This window comes from Actinoplanes sp. CA-131856 (genome assembly GCF_050956135.1).
Classification (GTDB): Bacteria; Actinomycetota; Actinomycetes; order Mycobacteriales; family Micromonosporaceae; genus Actinoplanes.
This window is the reverse complement of sequence record NZ_CP191849.1, coordinates 8,129,801-8,145,591: the sequence shown is the minus strand read 5'-3', so window position 1 is coordinate 8,145,591 and position 15,791 is coordinate 8,129,801. Positions and strand designations below refer to the sequence as shown.

General features: G+C 72.1%; 16 protein-coding genes and 1 pseudogene. 8 read left to right on the top strand and 9 right to left on the bottom strand.

The genetic code is table 11. The features are described from left to right. Window positions 1-2: 2 nt before the first annotated feature. The 8 genes from ACQP2X_RS37275 to ACQP2X_RS37240 all read right to left on the bottom strand — a co-directional run bounded on the left by ACQP2X_RS37275 (window position 3) and on the right by ACQP2X_RS37240 (window position 6,593). Complete coding sequence (locus tag ACQP2X_RS37275; RefSeq protein WP_498689992.1) at window positions 3-737, bottom strand: urease accessory protein UreD; 735 nt, start codon at window positions 735-737, stop codon at window positions 3-5. Window positions 738-750: 13 nt separating this feature from the next. Next, window positions 751-1,425: an urease accessory protein UreG gene (gene ureG / locus ACQP2X_RS37270; RefSeq protein WP_498689991.1), complete on the bottom strand. Its 675-nt coding sequence runs from the start codon at window positions 1,423-1,425 to the stop codon at window positions 751-753. Window positions 1,426-1,450: 25 nt separating this feature from the next. Further along, window positions 1,451-2,278, bottom strand: coding sequence for an urease accessory protein UreF (locus ACQP2X_RS37265; protein ID WP_498689988.1), 828 nt, complete (start codon window positions 2,276-2,278; stop codon window positions 1,451-1,453). A 51-nt stretch (window positions 2,279-2,329) separates the two neighbouring features. After that, window positions 2,330-4,078, bottom strand: coding sequence for an urease subunit alpha (locus tag ACQP2X_RS37260; protein WP_498689987.1), 1,749 nt, complete (start codon window positions 4,076-4,078; stop codon window positions 2,330-2,332). Continuing rightward, the gene (locus tag ACQP2X_RS37255; RefSeq protein ID WP_498689985.1) at window positions 4,075-4,581 is read right to left on the bottom strand and encodes an urease subunit beta; all 507 of its coding nucleotides are present in this window, start codon (window positions 4,579-4,581) and stop codon (window positions 4,075-4,077) included. Before ACQP2X_RS37255 ends, ACQP2X_RS37260 begins: the two co-directional genes overlap by 4 nt. Beyond that, entirely contained in the window at window positions 4,578-4,880 is a 303-nt protein-coding gene (locus ACQP2X_RS37250; protein ID WP_498689984.1) for an urease subunit gamma, read from the bottom strand. The genes ACQP2X_RS37255 and ACQP2X_RS37250 overlap by 4 nt, the downstream gene beginning before the upstream one ends. Before the next feature lie 124 nt (window positions 4,881-5,004). Continuing rightward, window positions 5,005-5,385 (bottom strand): RidA family protein, encoded by a 381-nt coding sequence (locus ACQP2X_RS37245; RefSeq protein WP_498689981.1) that lies wholly within the window; start codon window positions 5,383-5,385, stop codon window positions 5,005-5,007. Then, the gene (locus tag ACQP2X_RS37240) at window positions 5,385-6,593 is read right to left on the bottom strand and encodes an amidohydrolase family protein (protein ID WP_498689979.1); all 1,209 of its coding nucleotides are present in this window, start codon (window positions 6,591-6,593) and stop codon (window positions 5,385-5,387) included. The genes ACQP2X_RS37245 and ACQP2X_RS37240 overlap by 1 nt, the downstream gene beginning before the upstream one ends. Before the next feature lie 34 nt (window positions 6,594-6,627). Between ACQP2X_RS37240 and ACQP2X_RS37235 the strand changes: the two genes are divergently transcribed. The 7 genes and pseudogenes from ACQP2X_RS37235 (at window position 6,628) to ACQP2X_RS37205 (ending at window position 13,362) form a co-directional block, all read left to right on the top strand. Beyond that, window positions 6,628-8,172, top strand: a complete 1,545-nt coding sequence (locus ACQP2X_RS37235; RefSeq protein WP_498689977.1) for a beta-N-acetylhexosaminidase — start codon at window positions 6,628-6,630, stop codon at window positions 8,170-8,172. A gap of 261 nt (window positions 8,173-8,433) precedes the next feature. Further along, window positions 8,434-8,559 (top strand): annotated as a pseudogene (locus ACQP2X_RS37230) (hypothetical protein); the annotation flags it as partial. A gap of 252 nt (window positions 8,560-8,811) precedes the next feature. Further along, window positions 8,812-9,396: a YndJ family protein gene (locus ACQP2X_RS37225; RefSeq protein WP_498701132.1), complete on the top strand. Its 585-nt coding sequence runs from the start codon at window positions 8,812-8,814 to the stop codon at window positions 9,394-9,396. Between the two features lie 116 nt (window positions 9,397-9,512). Then, on the top strand, window positions 9,513-9,908 hold the full coding sequence (locus ACQP2X_RS37220; protein WP_498689975.1) for a hemerythrin domain-containing protein: 396 nt from the start codon (window positions 9,513-9,515) through the stop codon (window positions 9,906-9,908). Beyond that, window positions 9,895-11,064, top strand: a complete 1,170-nt coding sequence (locus ACQP2X_RS37215; protein WP_498689974.1) for an alanine racemase — start codon at window positions 9,895-9,897, stop codon at window positions 11,062-11,064. The genes ACQP2X_RS37220 and ACQP2X_RS37215 overlap by 14 nt, the downstream gene beginning before the upstream one ends. A 4-nt stretch (window positions 11,065-11,068) precedes the next feature. After that, window positions 11,069-11,839 carry a 2-phosphosulfolactate phosphatase gene (locus ACQP2X_RS37210; RefSeq protein WP_498689972.1) on the top strand — a complete coding sequence of 257 codons (771 nt, stop codon included), beginning with the start codon at window positions 11,069-11,071 and terminating at the stop codon, window positions 11,837-11,839. Window positions 11,840-11,928: 89 nt separating this feature from the next. Continuing rightward, complete coding sequence (locus ACQP2X_RS37205) at window positions 11,929-13,362, top strand: MFS transporter (protein WP_498689970.1); 1,434 nt, start codon at window positions 11,929-11,931, stop codon at window positions 13,360-13,362. On the opposite strand, the gene ACQP2X_RS37200 is transcribed toward ACQP2X_RS37205, so the two are convergent. Then, window positions 13,359-14,363, bottom strand: a complete 1,005-nt coding sequence (locus ACQP2X_RS37200; protein ID WP_498689969.1) for an aldo/keto reductase — start codon at window positions 14,361-14,363, stop codon at window positions 13,359-13,361. The genes ACQP2X_RS37205 and ACQP2X_RS37200 overlap by 4 nt on opposite strands. A gap of 46 nt (window positions 14,364-14,409) precedes the next feature. On the opposite strand from ACQP2X_RS37200, the gene pdxR reads away from it, so the two are divergent. Further along, on the top strand, window positions 14,410-15,789 hold the full coding sequence (pdxR, locus tag ACQP2X_RS37195) for a MocR-like pyridoxine biosynthesis transcription factor PdxR (protein ID WP_498689967.1): 1,380 nt from the start codon (window positions 14,410-14,412) through the stop codon (window positions 15,787-15,789). Window positions 15,790-15,791: the final 2 nt, after the last annotated feature.

The following is a 15,791-nucleotide window of genomic DNA, read 5'->3' as shown; positions in this document are numbered from 1 at the left end:
CGCTAAGCGGCGGGGACGGCCAGAGCTGTCCTCGCCGCGCACAGCGGGTCCAGGGCCGCCCGCACCTGCCGGATGTCGGCGCCCACCGCGGCGCCCAGCATGCCCGGCCCGGCGAGCGGCATGAGCACGGCGTCGCCACCCAGCAGCGCGGGCCGGACGGCGCCGGTCATGACGACCGTGCCCACCGCGCGGCCGCCGCCCAGGACCGCGGCGCCGGACCAGCCGGGAGCGGACGGGCCCACGGCCAGGTCGTGACGGTAGAGGGTCTCTCCGGCGTAGCGGATGCTTGTCTCGGTCCGTACGTCTCCCGAATTCTCCTTGTGCCGTCCGCAGACCAGATCGTCGCGCCAGAGCAGGTGGCCGCCCGCGGCCACGTCGACCCTGGTGACCGTGACGTGGTCGCAGCCGGCGGCGGCGATCAGCGGTTCAGGGAGCCAGCGCAGCTCGCCGCCCTCGGCCACGGACGCGTCGATCTCGTAGCGGGACGCGGGCAGGTGGGCCCGCCCGGGCAGCGCGAGCTGAGCCGCCACGCTGCAGATCTCGAGCGTGGCGCCCGGGCCTACGACGATCTCCAGGCGAAGCTGGTCGCCGCGCAACGGCCCGGCGGCGCCGCCCACGAGGTGGACCCGCGCCGGACCGGTGCGCCGCGGGAGCAGCGGAGACTCCCCGCGCAGCTCGGCGAGCCGGGTGCCGCCGCGCCCGTCGGACACGGCGGCGATCCGCGCGTACGCCTTCACGGCCGGCCGAGGATCATCGGGTGACCGTGACGCCGGCGGCGACCAGGCTGCGGATCCAGTCGGCGACGGGAGTGGCCGCACGGTCCTCGACCAGCGACAGGAAGACCGTGGGCAGGTCGCCGCGGCGGGCCCGGGCGTCGCGGTCCATCACCGAGAGATCGGCGCTGACCAGCGGGGCCAGGTCGGTCTTGTTGATGACCAGCAGGTCGGCCGTGGTGACACCGGGTCCGCCCTTGCGGGGAACCTTGTCGCCGCCGGCCACGTCGACCACGAAGATCTGCCGGTCGATCAGGCCCTTGCTGAACGTCGCGGTCAGATTGTCGCCGCCGCTCTCGACCAGCACGAGGTCGAGCGGGCCGAGGGCCGCCTCCAGATCTTCGACGGCGTCCAGGTTGGCGGAGATGTCGTCGCGGATGGCGGTGTGCGGGCAGCAGCCCGTCTCGACGGCCCGGATCCGTTCGACCGGGAGGACGCCGTTGCGCTTGAGGAAGTCGGCGTCCTCGGTCGTGTAGATGTCGTTGGTGACGACCGCGAGCCGCAACTCGTCGCCGAGCGCCCGGCAGAGGGCGGCGACCAGCGCCGTCTTGCCCGAGCCGACCGGACCGCCGATACCGATCCGCAGTGCCCGGGGCGCGTCGGGAAGGGGAGCGTGCGGGTCGACGCCCGGGTCGGGGTGCGTGTGGGGCACCTCGTCGGCGGTATGCGTGTGGGTTTCAGGATGCAAAGAGACGCACCTCCCAGGTGGCGTGGAGCTCGGCGCCGATGTCGAGCAGGGGAGCGCCCGCGGCCGGCAGTTCGTCGACCGGGTCGCCGGCCCGGGCCGCGGCGGACGCGGCGACCCGGTCACAGTCAGGGGCGAGCCGGGCCAGAAGCCCGTGCACGGCATAAGGACCAAGACCCAGCAGCCGTACGCCGGCGCTGGCGGCCCCGGTCACCGTGCCATGCGCCGCGGCGACGGCCGCTTCGAGCGGCCCCAGCCCGGCGGCCCGCGCCAGCACACCGAGCGCGATCGGCTGGTGCGGTTCCCGCCCGATCTCGGGAACGGCCCACATCGCCCGGCCGGCCCGCAGAAGCGCCCGCCCTTGGGCCCGCGACGCTTTCCGAAGGCCCGGCGACGGCGTACGAGCATCAAGCCCACGGTCCAAGTCCGAAATATCCGGCGCAAAGGGGCGGTTTGGCGGCGGTGCGGCGTGCGCGGGGTGGGTTGGTGGCGGTGCGGCGTGCGCGGGGTGGGTTGGTGGCGGTGCGGCGTGCGCGGGGCGGGTTGATGGCGGTGCGCCGTGCGCGGGGTGGGTTGGCGGCGGTGCGGCGTGCGGGAGGCTGATTGGCGGCGGCGTGCCGGGCGCGCGGTGGCAGGCGGCGGCCGCGAAAGCGGCGGCGACCACGCCCGCGGTGGCCAGCTTTCCGCGGAGGAAGCCGCTCAAGTCGTCGAGGTCGCGGACGCGGGCGGCTGCCACCTGTGCCTCCAAGCCGCCGGAATGGGCGTGGCCGCCCGAGGGGAGACGGCCGTCGGCCAGCAGGAGGAGCGTCGCGAGGCTCACCGCGCGCCTCCGCTCGCCGCCGCAAGTCGGGAATGCCGGACCTGTCGCATGTCAGAAGAGGAAGTAGCGCTGGGCCATCGGCAGCTCGGTCACCGGGTCGGGGTCGATGATCTCGCCGTCTACCTTGACCTCGAACGTGTCGGCGTCCACCTCGATGTGGGGGAGGGCGTCGTTCAACGGCATGTCGGCCTTCGTGACGTGGCGGGTGTCGGCCACCGGGGCGAAGGACCGCTTCACGCCGATCCGGTCGGTCAGCATCGCGTCGATGGCGGCCGGCGCCACGAAAGCCAATGACGTCTGGGCCGGAACTACGCCGTACGAGCCGAACATCGGTCGTGGCAGCATCGGCTGTGGAGTGGGGATCGAAGCGTTCGCGTCGCCCATCTGCGCATAGGCGATCATGCCGCCCTTGATGACCAGCGCCGGACGTACGCCGAAGAAAGCGGGATCCCAGAGAACCAGATCGGCCAGTTTCCCCGGCTCGACCGAACCGACCTCCCCGGACATGCCGTGGGCCACGGCCGGGCAGATCGTATATTTCGCCACGTAGCGGCGGGCCCGGTTGTTGTCGGCCGGGCCGTCGCCGGGCAGGGCGCCGCGGCGGGCCTTCATCACGTGGGCGGTCTGCCAGGTGCGCATGACGACCTCGCCGACGCGGCCCATGGCCTGCGAGTCGGAGCCGATCATCGAGATGGCGCCCAGGTCGTGCAGCAGGTCCTCGGCGGCCATGGTGGACGGGCGGATGCGGCTCTCGGCGAACGCCAGGTCCTCGGGCACGGCCGCGTTCAGGTGGTGGCAGACCATCAGCATGTCCAGGTGCTCGCTGAGGGTGTTGCGGGTGTAGGGCCGGGTCGGGTTGGTCGACGACGGCAGGATGTTGGGCTGCCCGGCGACGGTGATGATGTCGGGCGCGTGGCCGCCGCCGGCGCCCTCGGTGTGATAGGCGTGGATCGACCGGCCGCCGATGGCGCGCAGCGTCTCCTCGACGAAGCCGGCCTCGTTCAGCGTGTCGGTGTGGATCGCCGCCTGCACGCCGGAGGCGTCGCAGACCTTCAGGCAGGCGTCGATCACGGCGGGCGTCGTGCCCCAGTCCTCGTGGAGTTTGAAACCCCCGGCGCCACCCCTCAACTGCTCCCACATCGACTCGGCCGACATGGTGTTGCCCTTGCCCAGGAGCAGGACATTGATGGGGTACGTATCCACGGCCTCGAGCATTCGCGCGAGGTACCAGGCGTTCGGGGTGACCGTGGTGGCCTTGGTGCCCTCGGCCGGTCCGGTGCCGCCGCCGATGATCGAGGTGATGCCGGCGGCGATGGCGGTGTCCAGGACGGTCGGGCTGATCAGGTGCACATGGCTGTCGATGGCGCCCGCCGTGAGGATCTTGCCGTTGCCGGCGATGATCTCGGTGCCGGGCCCGATGACCAGGTCGGGGTGGACGCCGTCCATGGTGTCCGGGTTGCCGGCCTTGCCGAGCGCGACGATCCGCCCGTCGCGGATGCCGATGTCGGCCTTGACGACGCCCCAGTGGTCGAGCACGACGGCGCCGGTGATGACCGTGTCGGGGGAGCCTTCGGCCCGGGTGGCCCGCGACTGCCCCATCGACTCGCGGATCACCTTGCCACCACCGAAGACGACCTCGTCGCCGGGCCGGGGGCCGGCGCTGCGATCCTCCTCGACCTCGATGAGCAGATTGGTGTCGGCGAGCCGGATCCGGTCGCCGGTGGTAGGCCCGTAGAGCGCCGCATAACGCCCACGGTCGAGGCGGACCGGCTGAGGTCCGGCCGGCGAGGCGCTGATCATCGTGAGCTCCCGTTCTCCCACTCGCCCGACGAAGGCGATAAACCGGAAATGTCGGAAAAGGAGGGCGGGCTGGGCGGGGTGGGAGAAGTCGCGGCGCCGCCCAGCGAGCCCGCGCCGTCCTGCGGCCCGGGGGCGGATGAGCTGCCGGCAGGGGGCGTGGGAGGTGAGCCGGCGGACGACGTGGTGGGGGGAGACCCGTCCAGGGGGCCGGCGGCGAGGCCGCGCAGGCCGGGGACTACGCGAGCGCCGGCCAAGGGGACCAGGGAGACGTCTCGGGGCATGCCCGGCTCGAAGCGGACCGACGTGCCGGCCGGGACGGCCAGGCGGTGGCCCCAGGCGGCTGTGCGGTCGAAGTCCAGGGCCTCGTTCGACTCGGCGAAGTGGAAGTGGGAACCGACCTGCACGGGGCGGTCGCCTGTGTTGCGGACGGTCAGGGCTATGGGCGTACGGCCGGAATTGATCTCGATGTCGCCGTCGCCGTGGATGATCTCGCCCGGGATCATGCGATCGGCCCGTGGACGGTGACCAGCTTCGTGCCGTCCGGGAACGTCGCCTCGACCTGGACCTCGCCCAGCATCTCGGGCACGCCCGGCATCACGTCGTCGCGGGTGAGCACCCGCCGTCCCGCGTCCATCAGGTCGGCCACCGTGCGGCCGTCGCGCGCCCCTTCGAGCAGGAACGCCGTGATGATCGCCGTGGCCTCGGGGTGGTTGAGCTTGAGACCCCGTTCCCGGCGCTTGTGTGCCACGTCGGCGGCGACGTGGATGAGCAGCCGCTCCTGCTCGTGCTGGCTGAGGAACAAGGGACCTCCCCGGATAGCGCTCCGCGAGCCTCGCAGCCCGACGTTTCGCTCGTGTTACCCGTTCGTGGCGCGAGCCTCCAAGGTGATCAAACCAGGCTCGCGCACACGAGGCGGGTAAACGCGCTCAGGCCCCGATGTAGAGCACCGCGTCGATCTCGATGTCGAAGCCGACCAGCGGCACCGGCAGGCTGGTCCGCACGGGCGGGACCGAGCTGGTGACGTACTCCTTGTAGATCTCGTTCATCTCCGCGAAGTCGTCGAAGTCGCGCAGGTAGACGCCCAGCCGCACCGCTTGGTCGAGGCTTCCGCCGGCCGCCTCGGCGACCGTGGCCAGGTTGCGGAACGCCGCGTGCGCCTGCTCGGCGAAGCTGCCGGTGACCCGGGTGCCGTCGGCCAGCGACGGGATCGCCCCGGCCAGGTAGATGAAGTCGCCGGCGACGACCGCCTGCGAGTACGGCCCGCCGACCGGGCCCGCCTTGTCGGTGTTGACTGCGCGCTTGGGCATCAGATGTCCCTCTCGGATGTTCGCGGAAACTGCTCGGCCAGCCCGTCCACACCGACCAGCGGCGCGGCGAGCATCTCCCGAAGATCTTGCTCCCGCCGGTCGAGCGCCGCGCGCTGGGCATCGGTCAACGGGACCCAGGGGGCCGGTGGTTCCGGCAGCCGGGGCCGCAGCAGCCGTCCGGCCACGTAGGTCGCCGTGTTCACCAGGCGCACCGGGGCCCGGCGGACCTGCCGGTGGGAGTCGACGACCTCGTGTTCCTCGTCGCGGACCTCGAAGACGGCCAGGTCGGCCGGCGAGCCCGGGGTCAGGGTGCCGCCGGGCAGGCCCAGGATCTCGGCCGGGCGGGTCGTCGCCATCGCCAGCACGTCGGGCAGGGCCATCCCGACGGCGAGCATCTTGGCCATCGTGGTCGGCAGGTCGAAGACCGGGCCGTGCACCGACCGGCAGTGCAGGTCGGTGGAGACCGTGTCCGGGATGATGCCGGCGTCGAGCTGCCGCTCCAGCACGTCGAAGGCGAACCCGCCCGACCCGTGCCCGATGTCGAACCGGACCTCGCGCCCGAAGGCCGCCTTGACCGCCGGCCCGAGCGGCTCGGCGATCCCGCTGGAGCAGTGCGTGACGATATCGCCCGGCCGCAGCAGGTCGAGCACCTCGTCGAGGACGGGCGGCGTGGTCCCGATGTGGACCATCACCGGCAGCCGGCACCGCTCACCGACGGCCAGCGCGCGCCGCAACGGTTCGACCCCGTTGTCGCCCACGGTGTCCCGGTCGACGCGCACCTTGATGCCACGGATCGTCTCGCGGTGCGCGTGCACCGTGTCGACGGCCAGTTCGACGTCGCAGTTGTCCAGGTCACGGCCTTCGCCCGTACGCCCGGAAAGCCCCACCGCGGAGATGTTCAGCAACAAAGGAACCCGGACATCAAATGTATTGAATAGATTGGTTGGCAACGTGTAAGCGCCGGTCGATCCCGCGTCGACCCACGTCGTCACGCCCGTGTACCAGGCCACGGCGTCGGGGGAGATGCCCCAATATCCCGGCCCGACATGAGTGTGCAGATCGATCAGTCCCGGCGTGACCAGCTTGCCGCTGACGTCCACAATCGTGCGGGCATCCCGCGGCAGGTTCGTGCCCACCGCCGCGATCACCCCATCGGTCACCGCCACATCGAACGGCTCGCCCCCGCTCAGGAGCAGGTCGTACGTCACTCGCATACTGTAATAAGCGATGATTCCGCAGCCGGTGTCTATCACCCGTAACGACGGCTTCTTCCACCTAAATCCGGCCGTCCCGCTCGACGCCGGGCCCGGTCTGGAGAGCGTGGCCACCTGGCTTCGCGGCGCTCTGCGCTGCCCACTCCCGCCTGGGCGAGGCGGCGTCACGCTGCGCGTCTCCTCCTTCTCACCGCTTGAGGGGTACGCCCTGACGTGCACCCCCACCTCATTGGAGATCGTCGGCGGGTCGGCCGCGGGCGTGTTCCGCGGTGCACAGACGCTGCGGCAACTGCTCCCGGCGGCCGCTCTGCGCCGGGCCGGCGACGTCGACTGGAACGTTCCCGCCGTGACCATCACCGATCAGCCCCGGTTCGCGTGGCGCGGCGTGATGCTCGACGTGGCCCGCCACTTCATGCCGGTGCCGGACGTGCTGCGCTTCCTCGACCTGGCCGCATTCCACAAGCTGAACGTCCTGCACCTGCACCTCACGGACGACCAGGGCTGGCGCGTCGAGATCCCCGGCTGGCCGCGCCTGACGACGGTCGGCGCCTGGCGCCCGTCGTCGATGCTGGGCGCCCGCGTCCACGCCCGGGACGACGGCCGCCCGCACGGCGGTTTCTACACGACGGACGACCTCCGTGAGATCGTCGCCTACGCGGCCGGCCTGCACATGACCGTCGTGCCCGAGATCGACATGCCTGGCCACATGCAGGCGGCCGTGGCGGCGTACCCCAAGCTGGGAAACGGCTTTCAAGGCGGCGTCCGAACCACGTGGGGCATCTCCTCCCACGTCCTCAACCTCGGCGACGAGGCGATGGAGTTCTGCCGTCACGTCCTCGACCACGTGTGCGACATCTTCCCGTCCGAGCTGATCGGCATAGGCGGCGACGAGTGCCCACCCGACGAGTGGGCCGGCGGCCCTTTGGCCACCCGACTGGGCCTGGCGAACGTGCAGCCGTGGTTCACCGCCCAGATGGCCACCCATTTGGCGAGGCGAGGCCGCCGCCTCTTCGGCTGGGACGAGATCCTGACCGGGGGAGCCCCACCCCACGCGGTGGTGGCGGCCTGGCGAGGCCCGCGCCCCACCACTGTCGCCGCCCGCCTGGGTCACGACGTGGTCGCCTGCCCTGACATCTCCGTCTACTTGGACTACCGCCAGTCCGACGACCCGGGCGAGCCCACTCCCGTGGGCACCCTCCTGACCCTGGAGGACGTCTACAACTTCAATCCCCTCCCACCCGCCCTGACCGGCGTCGAAGCGGCTCACGTCCTGGGCGGCCAGGCCAACATCTGGACCGAACACATGGAGAACGCCCGCCGGGTCGATTACATGACCTACCCGCGCCTGTGCGCCCTGGCCGAGACGCTGTGGGGTCCTCAGTCCTACGAGTCCTTCACCACCCGCCTACCGGCCCACTTGTCCCGCTTGGACGCCCTGGGCGTCAACTACCGCCCGTTGACCGGCCCGCGCCCGTGGGACGCCCGCCCCGACGCCCCCGGAAGTCCGAGCACCTTGCCCGACCGCCTGGCCCACCTGGCCGAGATGACAGCCAACCTCCCCGCCGTCGACTGACGCCACACTTCCCACCGCCTCCTCGCGGCCCTCCCCACGCCCTCCCCGCGGCCCTGGCCTCCCTCCCCGCGGCCCTGTCCTCCCTCCCCGCGGCCCTGTCCTCCCTCCCCACGGCCCCTTCTGGCCTCCCTCACTACGGCCCTCCTCGCCTCCCTCCTCCCGCAGCCATGCCCAACCTCGCGCCCGCGCCTTATAGTTGAACACGTTCAATTTGGGGAGGCTGTGGTGTGGGTCCTGGTCAACGCGCTCATCACGATCGGCATGGTGATCGTCGTGCCGATCGGCCTCCGCCTCGCCGGTATCGGCGGCGCCGTGACCCGGCCATGGCCCATCGCGGCGCTCGCGGGCGCGGCGAGTCTGTGGCTCCCGCGCGGACCGATATCAACGGGACTCGCGATCGTCTACGCCCTAGCGGCGGCAGCGCTTGCTCGGGAAGGCCTTCGGCGGCAGCCCGACATCGACTCGGTCGCAGGGCCAGTTCCTACCCGTCAAGGTCAGCCGGTCAAATGCCGTCCAGGCCAGCCGGTCGAAGGCCGTCCCGGTCAGCTGGTCGAAGGCCGTCCAGGTCAACCGGTTGCCGGTCAGCCGGTTGCCGGGCCGCCGGAGCGGCCGGGTGACTGGCGGGAGCGGATCGCTCTGATGACCGCGCTGGCCGGGCCGGCGATCGCGGCCGGTTCGCTGGTCGCTGAGCGGGCCGGCCACCGGCTGTTCGGTTTCGAGCTGGGCGTGCTGACGCTGACCGTGGCCCACTTCCACTTCGCTGGTTTCGCCGCCGCGCTGATCGCCGGCCTTCACCGCCGCCTGGCGCCCGGCCGCCTCGCCGACGCGGCCATTCTCACCGTTCCGGCGGGCACGCTGCTGGTGTTGGCCGGCTACTTCACCAGCGAGTTCGTCGAGCTCGCGGGCGCCTTGCTTCTCACCGCCGGCATGTGGGCGATGGGCTGGTCCACCTGGCGCCACGCCCGCACCCAAGTGGCCGACCGCCTCACCGCGACCCTTCTGGCCACCTCCGCGCTCGTTCTGGCCGCCTCGATGGTGCTCGCCGTGAGCTGGGCCCTGGGCGAGGCCACCGGCCTCCCTCACCCGTCCCTGGCCTGGATGGCCGCCACCCACGGCGTGGCCAACGCCCTCGGCTTCGCCGTCTGCGGCCTGGCCGCCTACACCCGCCTCCGCGCCCCGGCCGACCCGGACGGCGCTGTTCGGCCGGCAGTCACCCGCAGCTGACGGCGGCCCGGACCACAGGGGTACGACACGAATCGTTGGTAGGCTCTCGGCAGCGTCGCGGTGCGCCCGGCAAAGAGACCGCCGTGGGCATGGAGGCGCCGGACCATGGGAACTCCGTGGACAACTCGGAACTGGCAAGCCTTCGCTCGTACGGCAATCGGCTCATCGCCTGCCATCACCATCTTCTCGAGATGCTCGACGCCGTGCACGACGGCCACGACGGCAGGGCCTTCTGTGCCGCTCTCACCCGGCACCACACCGGCGAGGACGCCGTCGTCTTCCCTTTTCTCGCCGGGCGGCATCCGGAGCTGCGTGACTTCCTCGACGGCCTGGCCCGTGATCACGAGATCATCGCCGGCATGGTGCGGGACGACATGACGCCCGAAGAGCTGGACGGCGTCACCGCCGTCCTGGAAACGCATTTCATCGGGGAGGAGAAGCGCCTCGTCGCCCTGTTGAACGCGCTCGAGCCGACCCCACAACTGGACGGGGGTTTCGGTGAACGTTCCTGAGGTCACAGTCGACTGGCGCAGCAAGGGTTTCTGGCTGCCGGACGGTGAGCGCACCGCCGCCGACTTCGCGCGGGACAAGCCGGGGCTCTTCGACGGCGTGCTCACCTGGCCCGTCCTCGTCCTTCGCCGGGCGGCGGCCGAGGCCAACATCGCCACCATGGCCGCCTACTGCCGGCGGCACGGCTGGGATTTCGCCCCGCACGCCAAGACGACGATGGCTCCGGGGCTGCTCGCCGCGCAGCTCGCCGCGGGCGCCTGGGGCATGACCGTGGCCACCGCCAACCAGGCGCTCGTCCTGCGCCGGCTCGGTGTCCGGCGCATCTTCATCGCCAACCAGGTGCTCGACCCGGTCGCCCTGCGCTGGCTGGCCGGCGAGCCCGACATCTACTTCCAGGTCGACTCCCGGGAGGGTGTCGCCGCCGCGACCGGCAAGGTCCTGGTCGAGCTCGGTCACGCCCACGGGCGTACGGGCGTGCGGACCCTCGACGAGCTCGAGGCCGTCGCCCGCGCCGCCGTCGCCGCCGATGGGGTCGAGTTGGTGGGCGTGACGGCGTACGAGGGTCAGCTCAAGACCGAGCAGGAAGTGGACGACTTCCTCGACCTGTTCGTGGCCGGCGTCGAACGGCTCCGGGCGGCCGGATTATTGAAACCCGAGCCGATCGTGTCGGCCGGTGGCAGCGCATGGTTCGACCGGGTGATCGACCGGCTGGCCCCGGTCAAGGGGGCCCGGCTGGTGCTGCGCAGCGGCGCCTCGGTCACCCACGATGACGGCTTCTACCGGGAGCGCACCCCCTTCCTGCGCGTGCCCGCCGAGGGGCCGCTGGCCGCCGCCCTGGAGATCTGGGCCCAGGTCACCTCCACGCCGGAGCCGGGGCTGGCCCTGGTCGGCATGGGCAAGCGGGACGCCCCGTTCGACGAGGGGCTACCGGTGCCCATGGAGATCCGCCGGGTGGACGGGTCGTCCGCGGCCACCACCGGCGTCGAGGTCACCAAGCTCAACGACCACCACACCTATCTGGCCGCCGGGAACCTCCAGCCGGGCGACCTCGTCCGGTTCGGGATTTCCCATCCCTGCACGGCTTTCGACAAATGGCGGCACATCCCGGTCATCGACGAGGATCGTCGCGTGGTGGACGTCCTGGAGACCTATTTTTAGCGGAATGAAGACTTCGGACGGGCAAGGCGGTTACCGGGTTCGGTTCGACTGGGGGCCGGTGGGCGCCGATGCCGTGGCGCCCGATGTGGCGTTCGTGGCGGTGGTCGACGTGCTGTCGTTCACGACGACGCTGACCGTGGCGGTGGAGCAGGGGATCAGCGTGCTGCCCTATCGCTGGCGGGACGACTCGGCGGTGGCGGTGGCCCGGCGCAACGGGGCGGCGCTGGCCGTGTTCCGCTCGCAGGCGGGCCCGGGGCAGATCACGCTGTCGCCGGAGAGCATCCTGCGCACCGACCTGAAGGCGGCGAAGATCGACCGGCTGGTGCTGCCGTCGCCGAACGGGTCGGCCATCTCGGCGCGGATGGCCGACGCCGGCGCCACCGTGGTCGGCGTCTGCCTGCGCAACGCGGCCGCGGCCGCCGAATGGGTGCGGCTGCGCTGCGGTGACCGGCCGGTGGCGGTGGTGGCGGCGGGAGAGCGGTGGCCGGACGGGTCGCTGCGCCCGGCGGTCGAGGATCTGTGGGGTGCGGGCGCCTTCCTCGACGGGCTCAAGCAGGAGGGCTTGTCGCCCGAGGCGGCCACCGCCGTGGCCGCGTATCGCGGGGTGGCCGACCGGCTGGGCGAGGAGCTGCACGAGTCGGTGAGTGGGCGGGAGTTGCGCAACAACGGCTTCGAGGGTGATGTGACGGTGGCGGCGGCCCTCGGCGCCAGTAAGGTCGTGCCGGTTTTGCGCGACGAATGGTTCGTCGACGGAGGATCCGAGTCAGCCGACTGAGAAAACGGCGGAAGTGGCAGGTCGAGCGGCTCTGGTTGTAAGAAAACAACACGCGGAGGTCACCGTTGGGGGGACGAAAGGAACCCGTAATGCGTAAGTGGTGGCCCCTGGTGACCGTCTGCCTCGGCACCTTCATGCTGCTCATCGACGTGACCATCGTGAACGTGGCCCTGCCGCGGATGGCCGCCGACCTGCACTCCACGTTCGGCAACCTGCAGTGGGTGATCGACGGCTACGCGCTCGCGCTGGCCGTCCTGCTGCTCGGGGCCGGAGCCCTGGCCGACCGGATCGGGCACCGCCGGCTCTACGCGGCCGGCCTGGCCCTGTTCGCGCTCTCGTCGCTCGCCTGCGGCCTGGCCACCAACGACGGGCTGCTGATCGCGGCCCGGGTGGTGCAGGGCGTCGGCGCGGCGGCCATGTTCACCACCACGTTCGCCCTGCTCAACAGCGCCTATCAGGGCCGGGAGCGCGGGGTCGCGTACGGCGTCTGGGGTGGCGTCTCGGGCGCCGCCGCGGCGATCGGCCCGGTGCTCGGCGGTCTGCTCACCGACGCGCTGAACTGGCGCTGGATCTTCCTGGTGAACCTGCCGATCAGCGTCGCGGCGCTGCTGCTGTGCAAGTTCGTGCTCAAGCCGGACGGGGCCGCCCGCAAGGGCCGCTTCGACTTCGCCGGCACCGCCGCCTTCACGGTCGCGGCGACCGCGCTGACGTTGACCGTGATCCGGGCCAACGAGCACGGCTGGTCGTGGTGGCTGTTCGCGGTGGCCGTGGTGGCCCTGGCCGGGTTCGTGGCGATCGAGCTGCGCAGCCCGCACGCCATGTTCGATCTGCGGCTGCTGCGCAACCGGTCGTTCGCCGGCATCCTGATCGCGGCTCTGCTGGTCAACTTCGCCGGGTTCGCGATTTTGACGTACACCTCGATCTGGCTTCAATCGCTGGTCGGGCTGACGCCGTTGCAGGCCGGCCTGACCGCCCTGCCCATGGGCCTGCTCTCGCTGGTCGTCTCCGGGGTGGCCGGGGCCAAGCTGCACGGCCGTTCGCCGCGCGTGCTGATCGGCACCGGCATGCTGCTGATCGCGGCCGGGGCCGCCCTGGGCGCCCTCCTGCTCGACCAGGGTTCGAGCTGGCCGTCGCTGCTGCCCGGCTACGCGCTGGTCGGCCTCGGCGTCGGCCTGGTCATGCCGAATCTGGCCGAGTCGGGCATGGCGGCCGTGCCCCCGCACCGGGGCGGCATGGCGGCGGGCGCGCTGAACACGGCCCGCCAGCTCGGCTACGCGATCGGTGTGGCCGCGGTGGGCGCGTTGTTCCTGTCCCGCGCCACGTCGTCGCTGGGCGGTGACTCGGCGGCCGCGCACGCTCTGGCGTCCGGCCGCGGCGGCTCCCCCGTTGCCGCCGCGGCCGGACTGGACGCCGGCTTCTGGCTTTCGGCCGGGGTCGGTCTGGTCGGTGCGCTTGCGGTCTTCCTGCTCGTACGACCGGTGAAGCGCACCCAGGCGCAGCCCGAGACCGTCGCCGTCGGTTAGCCGAGCGTGCGGTTGCTGCCGGCGAGGACGTCGTACGGATAAGGCAAGGGGCTCGTCTCGGTGACCGCCGTGAGCCGGTCGGTGAGCGCGGGATCGAGATCCCAGCCGGCGGCGCCGAGGTTGGCCTCCAGCTGGTCCAGGTCGCGGGCCCCGATGATGGGCGCGGTGACCGTGGGCCGCTGGAGCAGCCAGTTCAGCGCGACCTGAGCCTGGGTCCGGCCGGCCTCACGTGCCACGTCGGCCAGCTCGCCGAGGATCCGCCAGGTGCGGTCGTTGTCGTAGACCGACCAGCGTTCGCCCCAGTTCTCGGTCTCGGCCTGGCCGAGCCGGCTGCCCGCTTCGAAGGTTCCGCCACGGACGTACCGGCCGGTCAGCCAGCCGCCGCGCAGCGGGCTCCACGGCAGCACGCCGAGCCCCTCCGCGGCGGCCTGCGGCCCGAGCTCCCACTCGAACTCGCGGTCGAGCAGGTTGTAGCGCGGCTGGACGGCCACGAACGGCTCCCAGCCGCGCTGGCCGGCCACCCCGAGCGCCTTCTGGATCTGCCAGGCGGCCCAGTTGCTGACCGCCAGATAGCGCACCTTGCCGCTGGTGACCAGCAGGTCGAGGGTGCGCACGGTCTCCTCGACCGGCGCCGCCGGATCCCAGCCGTGCACGTGGTAGAGGTCGATGTGGTCGGTGCCGAGCCGCCGCAGGCTGCCGTCGACCGCGTCCAGGACGTGCTTGCGGCCGAGGCCCTCGCGGTTGCCGCCGGGACCCCACCGCACCTTCGTGGAGATCACCCAGTCGGCCCGATCCTGTCCCTTGAGCCAGCGGCCAACGATCTCCTCCGACCGCCCGGCCGAGTAGGCGTCGGACGTGTCGAGGAACGTCCCGCCGGCCTCGGCGAACCGGTCGAGCATGCGGACGCTGAGCTCCTCACCGCTCTCGCGCCCGAAGGTCATGGCGCCGAGGCAGAGCTCACTGACCGCCAGTGACGTGCGGCCCAGGAATCGATAACGCATGATGCGACCCTACGGCCGGATCGGTCCGTCGGTACGATCCGATTCGATGGCCGAATCCCGTACCAATTTCGCCTGGGAGACCCTTCTCGACCTCTCCGGCCCGGGTCCGCGGCACGTGGCTCTGGCCGGCGCGCTGCGTGAGGCGATCCGGTCCGGGCGGGTCGGCTCGGGCGCGGCGCTGCCGCCGAGCCGCGTGCTGGCCACCTCGCTCGGCTGTTCGCGCTGGGTCGTCACGCAGGCCTACGCGCAGCTCACGACCGAGGGCTACCTGCACGGCCGCACCGGTTCGGCCACGCGGGTGCGCTGGTCGCCCGGCGGCCCTGAGATCAGCAGCGCATCGATCCCGGCCACGATCCGCGCTCGCTTCGACTTGGCGCCCGGTTTGCCGGATCTGCGGTTCTTCCCGCGCCGACAATGGGCGGACGCCCTCGCGCGTGCGGCCGCCACGACCGACCTGGGTTTTCCGCCGGCCGGCGGTGACCCCGGCCTGCGCGCTGTCCTCGCCGACTATCTGACCCGCGCGCGGGGCGCTGTAGCCACGGCCGAGTCGGTCATCGTCGGCGGCGGCATCCGCGACGCGGCCGGGCGCCTCTGCCGCGCGCTGGCCGCCGAGGGGCATCGCGAGATAGCGGTCGAGGATCCGGGCTGGGGCGCGTTGCGCGAGGTGGCCACGGCCTCGGGCCTTCGGCCCGTGCCGGTCCCGGTCGACGCTTGCGGCTTGCGGGTGGCCGAGCTTCCTTCGGGTGTACGGGCGGTGCTCCTGTCCCCGGCGCACCAGTTCCCGACGGGGGTGGTGCTCGCGCCGGAGCGCCGGTCGGCCCTGATCGACTGGGCCCGGGCGGTCGACGGGGTGATCGTGGAGGACGAGTACGACAGCGAGTTCCGCTACGACCGCAGGCCGGTCGGCTGCCTCCAGGGCCTCGACCCCGAGCGGGTGGTGCTGGCCGGCTCGGCTCACAAGACCCTGGCCCCGGCGGTCGGTCTCGGCTGGGCCGTGGCGCCGGCCCGCTGGCGTACGGCGATGGCGGCCGGCGCCGGACCGCCCGCCATCGACCAGGCGGCCTTCGCCTCGTTCGTCTCCGCCGGGCGCTACGACCGCCACCTGCACCGGGCCCGCCAGCGCTACCGGGCCCGCCGCGACCTCCTGATCGCCGCGCTGGCCCGGCACCTGCCGGCGGCGACGGCCCAGGGCGTGGCGGCCGGCCTGCACGTGGTCTGCTCCTGGCCCGGCCTCGACGAGGCCGCCGTGGCCGCCGCCGCCCGGGCGGCCGGTGTCGACGTGATGACGCTGGCCGACTACCGGGTCGCGCCGGGGCCGCCCGGTCTGGTCCTGGGCTACGGCAACATCAGCGACGCGAGCCTGTCGCCCGCGGTGGCGACGCTGGCCGCCTATTCTGGAATGCATCACCCGAAAAGTACCTTTTAACC